The sequence below is a fragment of the uncultured Lactobacillus sp. genome (assembly GCF_902491705.1).
Taxonomy (GTDB): Bacteria; Bacillota; Bacilli; order Lactobacillales; family Lactobacillaceae; genus Lactobacillus.
Map to the genome: position 1 here is coordinate 1 of NZ_CABUIW010000075.1, position 8,157 is coordinate 8,157.

The window sequence follows — 8,157 nt, forward strand, 5'->3', positions numbered from 1 at the left end:
TAGTGAATCGACTATCCCGTCGGATAATCAATTCACTATTAAGCTTAGAATGTTTTGTTTTGTGGTGATTCAATAATATCAAGGAAGACGCTGGAAGTATACAAAAAGAACGATGAAATTCTGAATGAACTTCATCGTTCTTTTTTTGGTCTAAGGAATTAGTTTTTTCCCAGACACTTTTTTATGGATTCATTTTAGATCAAAATTTTATATTGAGTTTTAGTTATAAGTACCGACCTTGTTGATATGAACTAAAACTTTTTCACCGTGTGGTGAAGTATTGGTTAAATCAAAACTTACGTCTCGTCCTGCGCGCATACCGTGGTGTTCGCCGTTAACCCAGTGTGAGTTATTAGTTACATCATAGACTACGCCGTTTACGGCAATATAAGCTGGACGACCGTTTTTGCCGTCATAATTTGACAGAGTTTCCTTAGTGAATTTTTTCATACAGAAGCTCCTTTCTAAAGTAAAATTGCATTACATTAATGGTAACACAGTGTCACTTTTAAAAGAAGCAATCTAACTTTTCTTACGGTATTCTTATGAAAGATGGCCGCGCCAACCGGCAATATCCCAATCTAAGAAATCATAATTCAATTTTTTGCCATAAATTTTCTCATAGGCAGCTACTTTTTGCTTGTAGTCTTGTTCCATCATGTGGTGGGCATTTTCATTAGCACTTAAAGAAACATCAGGATAAATAGGTGGCAAGACATGCACAATATATTTGGTTTCGTAGAAGTTAGTATCTTTCTTTTCTACCTTAGGTAAATCCTTGATTTCTACAAAAGTGGAAATAACTGGCACATTTTGCTTAGCCGCAAAATAGTATGCACCACGTTGCAACTTACGAGGCTTACGATAGTTCCACCACATTTCTTGTTCAGGATAAATCAAAACCCATTTGTTTTGGTCAAGTGCCCGACTTAGGTGTTTAGGGAACTCGTTAGCAATATAGCTAGGGCTTTGCACCAAAGGAATAGTTCCAACATAATTCATCAAGTAGCGGAAAATTCCTGGCAGCATCAAGTTTGTATCTTCAATTACGATTGCAAGTTGATGATGCATTTTATCTGCTAGTAATTTCATTGGAAGAGAGTCGATTTGATTATAGTGGTTGGTAGTAACGATAGCACCACCAATAGGTAAATTGTTTAAATTCTCTAGTCCTTTGAATTCGGTTGAACCGGCTAAAGTTTTGGCTAAAGTATCAAATAATAAATGTCCGATGCGGTTATTAACTTTACTAGAAAAAGTTTTGCGATTTTCCCAATAGTCATTAACTAACTTCAATCTTTCATCAAGCGACATTTGTGGATCACCGATTTCGACTTTAGCTGTAAAATCTCGGTCGTTAGCAGCTTTTTGAATATTTTTAATTACTTGCTCTCGGTTATCGCCAAAAATCATAGTTTAACTGCCTCGCGTTCTTTAACTCTTGCCCAATTATTAGGATCTTTTTCTGTCTTATCTTCTTTTAAGAGCATATGGTTCAATTTTTGTCGGTCTTCTTCACGCTGTTTGTCAGTGTAATTATCAAGTTCAGCTTTTAATTCATCGTAGAACTTGGTTTCTTTAGCATTTTTCCAGAAGTAATTTTCATATTGAATACCTGTGAAATGCCATGGCTTGAAGAAAAGATTGTAGTGAATCAAACCAGGATCTTTAATTGGTTCGGTGTTTTCATTAGGCATGGCATCCCAACGTGGATCAAGGTGTAAAATACTGCCTTCCCCCATTTCATTAAGGTAATCTTGATCTGGTGCAATACAGTCGAAGTGATATTTTTCAAGTAAATCCATGAAATGATCGATAAAATGCTTGTCGCGGAATTTCTTTGCATTCATTACAAGCATTCCTGAGTTAATGTACTTCTTTGGATCAAGTGCCAAAACATCTTTGATATATTTGACCATCTTAGGAACAAATTGGATTGAGGAGTCAGTGCAGGCACCAAATAAATTGTCACCCAAATCTGTATTGTAAAGCTTGGCAATGTCGTCGTTAACTATGGTGTCACTATCGATATAAATTGCTTTGTCATATTGTGGAAACAATTCAGGGATGAATAGACGGTAGAAGATTGACATAGTGAAAAAGTCGGCTCGCAAGAAGTTTTCCTTACGATTTTGAATTGGTTTAACTAAATCGTCATCAATATGGAAGAACTTTACGTGAACATTTTTACTGCTGAACGCACTTAAATCCTTTTTGTGTTCATCTGACAAGTCTTGGCTTAAGAAATATATAGTGTAATCTGTGTCAGGACTTGCATATTTAACTAAAGAATTTAATGAAACTGCAGCATATTTAGTGAAATCATCGCTAATGCTGTAGAAAACTGGTACTGTCATATTTTTCCTTTCTTAGTCAATTTTGACTGATTCGTGCTTTTTAACTTTTGCCCAAGTATTTGGTTCTTTAGCAATTAAATCGACTTTTTGAGCCATCCATTCAAGGTCAGCGCGAGCCTTTTTACGGTCTTCGTCAGTAAAGTCAGCTAATTGCTGCTTTAATTCATCGTAGTAAGGCGTAGTTTTAGCAACATCCCAGAAATAGTGGGCATATTGAACGTCTTCGAAGTGCCATGGCTTGAAGAAAAGGTTGTAGTGTACGATCTTGGGATTTTCGATTTCGGGGATGCTTTCGTTAGGCATAGCGTCCCATTCTTTTGGTAAATGATAAATCTTGTCTTCACAAATTTCGTTCATGTAGGCTTGGTCTGGGTCGACATTATCAAAATGATATTTACCCATTAAGTAATAGAATTTATCGACGAAATGCTTGTCGCGGAAGGCCTTCATGTTAAACAAAATTACACCGTTGTTAATGTATTTTTCGGCAGGCAAAATCCCTTGGCATTCCTTAATGTACTTTTGTAAAAGTGGCATGTAGCGAATGGATAAGTCAGGACAGCTGGCAAACATGTTGTCGCCGATTTCAGTATCATATAAGTCAGCAATGTCCGCGCAGATGATGGTATCGGCATCTAAATAAACAGCCTTATCATATTGTGGGAATAATTCAGGGATGAATAAACGATAGAAAATTGACATGGTGAAAAATTGTGCACGCAAGTAATTTTCTTTGGTATTGTGAATTGGCTTAACCATGTCATCGTCAATATGAAAAACATTAACGTGAATATTATCGGTGGACATGCCTTCTAGGCTCTTTTTGTGTTCAGGGGTGATTTTTTGAACCAAAAGAGTGATGGTATAGTCCTTGTTTTTATCTGCGTGATCAATTAATGACTGAATTGATACATAAGCATATGGCGTGTAGTCGTCACTGATAGTGTAAAAAACTGGAATTGTTTTCAAAATAAGTCCTCCAAAAAATATTATTCTTTCAAGTTGTCACGTAATTTAAGATACTCGTTTAGCAAGTCATCGTATTCATGCAAGTGAAGCACACTGTGAACACGTTTAACATCCCATGGCTTAACTGTTTGAGTATGGAAATATGGCCAAAAGCGAAAACTAGTAGTAAAGTGCTGAATTTTGGTGTTCTTTTGCAAGCGATACTGTTCGTTGTAGCGACGCGGCACAACACGTTTAGCCACAGCCAATTTGTTGATGGCTGATTGATCTGGCAAAAACATTTTCTTGGTTTGCATCATGTGACGTACCTTAGCAAAAAGACCAGTTTGCTTAATTTTTTTCATATTTAAAAGCAAGACACCAGAGTTTAGATAATCAAAAACGCGCTTGGTTTTAACATTATGGAAGAAGAATCTTCCCCAGTAATCGAGTACACCTACTAATTCGATCCCGGTGATATTTTGCTTATAAAAAGTAGTGATATCGCCGCGAATTACGATGTCGTCATCGAGATAAAGAATACGATCAGGAATTTGTGATAATTCATCCGCAAATAATCTGAGCATAGCGTAAGGCGTAAAACGTGTATTCATGTTGGCAGTTGGCGGCTCTTTGAGAAATAGATCAGTACAATCGATCAATTCGACAGTATTTTGAGGATTGACTTGAACTAATAAAGAGCGGATGTAGTCTGCAGCGTGTTTAGAAAATGGATGGTATTTACGTTCATCACTATGTGCTTCCATAGTTAAAATGTAGAGGTGCACTTCTTTAGCACCAGAGTTTTTAATTAAGGAAAGAGTAGTAATTAAAACGCCATCTTCTGCATTTTCATCACCGCAAAAAAGAATATTCATTTTTCCTCCTATAAGTCTCCGTTTATTTTGTTAGTTATCCTATATAATACCATGATCGACTAAGTGATTTTTAGTACAGAAGATTTTTTAAATTATTAAGATTCTTTTATATTGTGACCCTTTTCTCTCTTTTTCGTTATAATTGAGTCAATATTCATAAGAATATCTAGGGGGATAAATATGAGTATAACTAGCAAAAGAAATAAAATGACATTAGCTGGTTTGTTAATCACCATAGGTATTGTCTATGGTGATATTGGAACAAGCCCACTTTATGTAATGAAATCAATCATTACGGAAAATGGTGGCATTGCTAATGCTAATCGTGAATTAATTGTCGGTTCAATCTCACTTATTCTATGGACGGTTACGCTTTTAACAACAATTAAGTATGTCTTAATTGCACTAAAAGCAACTAACCATGGAGAAGGCGGGATTTTTTCACTTTATGCATTAGTTAGAAAAAGAGCTAAATGGTTAGTTATTCCTGCATTAGTTGGTGGGGCAGCATTATTAGCTGACGGTACGTTAACGCCAGCCGTAACGGTTACTACTTCAATTGAAGGGCTTAAAAATATGCGATTTGGCTCTGTGATGCCTGTGCCTGATCAGAATATGGTTGTTATGGTAACAATTATCATATTGTTATTACTATTTTCAATCCAACGTATGGGTACTAGTGTGATTGGCAAGGCCTTCGGACCAATTATGTTAATCTGGTTTACATTTTTAGGTGTAGTTGGACTAGCTAATATGAGTCGCGATTGGTCAATTCTTGAAGCGATTAATCCTATTTGGGCGATAAAGATTTTATTCAGCCCAGCTAATAAGGTGGGAATTTTAATTCTGGGTTCAATATTTCTTGCAACTACTGGTGCTGAAGCACTCTATTCAGATGTAGGACATGTTGGCAAAGGAAATATTATGGGGTCCTGGCCATATGTTTTTCTTTGCTTAGCCTTTAATTATTTAGGACAAGGTGTTTGGATTTTGCATAATCCTAATTACCATACTGCCGGTGACTTTAACCCATTTTTTGAAGTGGTGCCTGAACAATATCGAATTTTCGCAATAATTTTGGCAACTTTGGCTGCTATTATTGCTTCTCAGGCTTTAATCACTGGCTCTTTTACTTTAGTAGCTGAGGCAAGTAGTTTAAAGTTTTTACCAAGAATGTATATTATTTATCCTTCTACGGAAAAAGGACAAATTTATATTCCGATGGTTAACAAGGTGATTTGTGTTATCACTGTTTTGATCGTTCTTTTATTTAGAACTTCACATCATATGGAAGCTGCTTACGGTTTAGCTATCACAGTTACAATGCTAATGACTACGATTTTGCTTTTCGAATATTTGGGTATGAAGAAAACAAAAATGTGGTTTCGGCTTATGTTCTTGATTGTATTTGCTTTTATTGAAGGGATGTTTTTGATTTCAAGTTTGAGCAAATTCTTGCATGGCGGATATGTCACTGTAATCATTGCTGGTGTTATCTTGAGCATTATGTATATTTGGTATTATGGCAATAAAATTCGTGATAAACGTGAAGCTGAAAATGCCTATGTACGTTTAGACGAATATACTGATATGCTGACTGAATTAAGTCATAGCGAAGAATATCCAACTTATGCTACTAATTTAGTTTATATGGCTAAAGTTAAATACAATAAATTTATTAAACGAGAAATTTTATATTCAATTTTAGACAAGAGACCTAAGCGTGCTAAAGCTTATTGGTTTGTTACAGTTAATGTAACTGATGATCCTTTTACTGCTGAATATGCGGTTAATACTTATGGCACTAAAAATGTAATCAATATTCAGCTTTATTTAGGCTTTAGAAAACAAACTAGTGTGAATGTTTATTTACGGCAGATTGTTCATGATTTAATTAAGGATGGAACAATTGAAGCACAGCCGCAGCGCTTTACTACAACGCCTGGTCGTGATGTTGGCGACTTCTCATTTGTCATTGTTAGTGACGTTATCAGTCCACAAACACGAGTTACTGGCTATGAAAAATTTATGGTTGAAGCTCGTGTATGGTTGCAGAACCTGTCTTCTAATCCTGCTAAATGGTTTGGACTAGATTATTCTACAACGGTTGTTGAACGTATACCTCTAGTTTTAGGAAATCAAAAAGAGGTAGTAATTAAGCGAATTAAGCCGCAAGATTCGGAAATAATAAAATAAGGCTAAAAATAAAAAGGCATCAAACGATGCCTTTTTATTGTGGAGTAATTAAGAAATTTTCTGGTAACTATTTTTTGATGTATTGACAATATTCATAATCGTTAAGTTTTGCCCGATCATTCATTGTCTTCCAAATGTCATCGTGAAGCTTATTTTGGGCTTCTTTACGGTTTAAATTCTGATCTGGGTAGAATGGCCCATCAATGTAAATAACGGCGCGAGGACGGCTACTGAAGCGTCTTTTATGGTAAGTTTTGGTCATTACGAAACTTGGCGCGTTTAATTTAACTGGGAAGTGCATGCTGGTTGCGTCAAAAGGTCGAATTTTAGTGTAATATGGCCAAACATGGGCTTCTGGATAAATTAGCACTTCACCTTTTTTATCCTTAATTACAGTTTGAATTGCTTTGATTAATTTAATTGATTGCTTCATGTCTTTACCAACGGGCAAACCGCCGTAGCGGACTAAGTATTTACCAATGAAGGGGATGCCCCAGTTGGCTTGGCCCGCAATAGCGTAGAAGTTTTTTATTGGAAAAATTGTGAGGGATGTAAAGACATCCCCCATGGGTCTGGTGTGATTGCCATAAATGAAGTAGCCGCCGTCTACTTGCCTTAGTTTTTCTGCGCCGATTATCTTAACGTTGTCAAAGAAGCGGAAGACGATCCAGCCAAAGCCAGCCGCAAGATGGCGAGCAATTGGTGACCAGATTTTGGCGCCGCGAGAATTGGGCAAAATTACATAGTCATCTGGTAAAGAAAAATTTTGATCGCGGCTAGCGACAACATCATCGGTGGGCTTATTGTAATAGTAAGTACGTTTCATTCTTACTCCTTCAAGATCTCTAATATTTTTATGATAGCATGAAAATTTTGGGGTGAAAAATCCCATCAAAATGATGATCCAATCATATTTTTTTGTGCGATAATATCTTTGAATTTAGTAGATGAAAGGGTAGTAAAAATGAAATTTAATAAAAAAGTTGTTGTTGTCATCTGCTGCTGTTGCTGGACTTCTTTTGAGTGCTGCAACACCTGCTTTGCAAGTAAATGCCGCAAGTAGTGCACCTAAGACAACGAATGTAAATCCTAAAGCTGTAATTGAAAACAAACCTAGCTTAACTAAGCAAGGATATGTTTTAAGAATTAAGAATGAAAAAGATGCTGATCCAATTTATGTAGGTAAAGCTAACTACAATTATGCTTTAAAGCATTTTGCAGCTTTTAAAGGCAAGACCGTTAGTCCAGCTAAAGTACAAAACGTTAAATTTAGAGTTGAAAAAGTAGTTAAGTTCCACGGTAAGGTTGCTGGTGCACCATTATACTTAGTAGCTTCTAAAGACAAGAAGTATAGTTGCTGGACCACACAATCAATGCTTCAATACTATTACTTCAACAGTAAGTCCATGAAGGGTGTAACTGCACCACTTAAGAGAATTATGGACAGAAGCGTAAATAAGGACATTACTAGTCTTAAGAACAAGCAAAATATGCGTGACTATAATGCCGCAATGAAGGCTGCTAACAAGCTTAAGGGAAGCCAAAAGAAGTTTGCTGTGAACTCTTTGAAGCAACTTAAGAAAGATGGTTCTATTGACATCGAAGGCGACAACTTGCTTTTGTTTGGTCTTTAAAATACAGCACTGAAAGTAAAAAAACGTATGAGGATATTCTCATACGTTTTTTCTACGTAAAGTCAAGTCTCATCTAGGGTTAGACCTGATATTTTTAGATAATTGTCCTTGATTGTTTTTTGAGGGCCGATTTATTTTTCGTTG

At 36.2% G+C, this 8,157-nt stretch carries 8 protein-coding genes; 2 read left to right on the forward strand and 6 right to left on the reverse strand.

The window, feature by feature from the left end:
* Nucleotides 1-219: 219 nt before the first annotated feature.
* The 5 genes from RDN22_RS10445 to RDN22_RS10465 form a co-directional block, all read right to left on the reverse strand.
* Nucleotides 220-450: a cytochrome b5 domain-containing protein gene (locus RDN22_RS10445; protein ID WP_308558051.1), complete on the reverse strand. Its 231-nt coding sequence runs from the start codon at nt 448-450 to the stop codon at nt 220-222.
* Nucleotides 451-543: 93 nt separating this feature from the next.
* The gene (locus tag RDN22_RS10450; protein ID WP_308558052.1) at nt 544-1,413 is read right to left on the reverse strand and encodes a lysophospholipid acyltransferase family protein; all 870 of its coding nucleotides are present in this window, start codon (nt 1,411-1,413) and stop codon (nt 544-546) included.
* On the reverse strand, nt 1,410-2,357 hold the full coding sequence (locus tag RDN22_RS10455; RefSeq protein WP_308558053.1) for a glycosyltransferase family 8 protein: 948 nt from the start codon (nt 2,355-2,357) through the stop codon (nt 1,410-1,412). Before RDN22_RS10455 ends, RDN22_RS10450 begins: the two co-directional genes overlap by 4 nt.
* 12 nt (nt 2,358-2,369) lie before the next feature.
* The gene (locus tag RDN22_RS10460; RefSeq protein WP_308558054.1) at nt 2,370-3,326 is read right to left on the reverse strand and encodes a glycosyltransferase family 8 protein; all 957 of its coding nucleotides are present in this window, start codon (nt 3,324-3,326) and stop codon (nt 2,370-2,372) included.
* A gap of 20 nt (nt 3,327-3,346) precedes the next feature.
* Nucleotides 3,347-4,183 (reverse strand): glycosyltransferase, encoded by an 837-nt coding sequence (locus tag RDN22_RS10465; RefSeq protein WP_308558055.1) that lies wholly within the window; start codon nt 4,181-4,183, stop codon nt 3,347-3,349.
* Between the two features lie 180 nt (nt 4,184-4,363).
* Between RDN22_RS10465 and RDN22_RS10470 the strand changes: the two genes are divergently transcribed.
* On the forward strand, nt 4,364-6,379 hold the full coding sequence (locus tag RDN22_RS10470; RefSeq protein ID WP_308558056.1) for a KUP/HAK/KT family potassium transporter: 2,016 nt from the start codon (nt 4,364-4,366) through the stop codon (nt 6,377-6,379).
* A 67-nt stretch (nt 6,380-6,446) separates the two neighbouring features.
* Here the strand turns inward: RDN22_RS10470 and RDN22_RS10475 are convergent, their stop codons facing one another.
* Nucleotides 6,447-7,205 carry a 1-acyl-sn-glycerol-3-phosphate acyltransferase gene (locus RDN22_RS10475; protein ID WP_308558057.1) on the reverse strand — a complete coding sequence of 253 codons (759 nt, stop codon included), beginning with the start codon at nt 7,203-7,205 and terminating at the stop codon, nt 6,447-6,449.
* A 157-nt stretch (nt 7,206-7,362) separates the two neighbouring features.
* Between RDN22_RS10475 and RDN22_RS10480 the strand changes: the two genes are divergently transcribed.
* A complete protein-coding gene (locus RDN22_RS10480) occupies nt 7,363-8,013 on the forward strand; it encodes a hypothetical protein (protein ID WP_374043098.1) in 651 nt (216 codons plus the stop codon).
* Nucleotides 8,014-8,157: the final 144 nt, after the last annotated feature.

Excerpts from the sequence above, each read along its gene's own strand:
- RDN22_RS10470 (WP_308558056.1), top strand. The coding sequence starts at position 4,364 with ATGAGTATAACTAGCAAAAGAAATAAAATGACATTAGCTGGTTTGTTA.
- RDN22_RS10445 (WP_308558051.1), bottom strand. The coding sequence starts at position 450 with ATGAAAAAATTCACTAAGGAAACTCTGTCAAATTATGACGGCAAAAAC.
- RDN22_RS10465 (WP_308558055.1), bottom strand. The coding sequence starts at position 4,183 with ATGAATATTCTTTTTTGCGGTGATGAAAATGCAGAAGATGGCGTTTTA.
- RDN22_RS10475 (WP_308558057.1), bottom strand. The coding sequence starts at position 7,205 with ATGAAACGTACTTACTATTACAATAAGCCCACCGATGATGTTGTCGCT.
- RDN22_RS10450 (WP_308558052.1), bottom strand. The coding sequence starts at position 1,413 with ATGATTTTTGGCGATAACCGAGAGCAAGTAATTAAAAATATTCAAAAA.
- RDN22_RS10455 (WP_308558053.1), bottom strand. The coding sequence starts at position 2,357 with ATGACAGTACCAGTTTTCTACAGCATTAGCGATGATTTCACTAAATAT.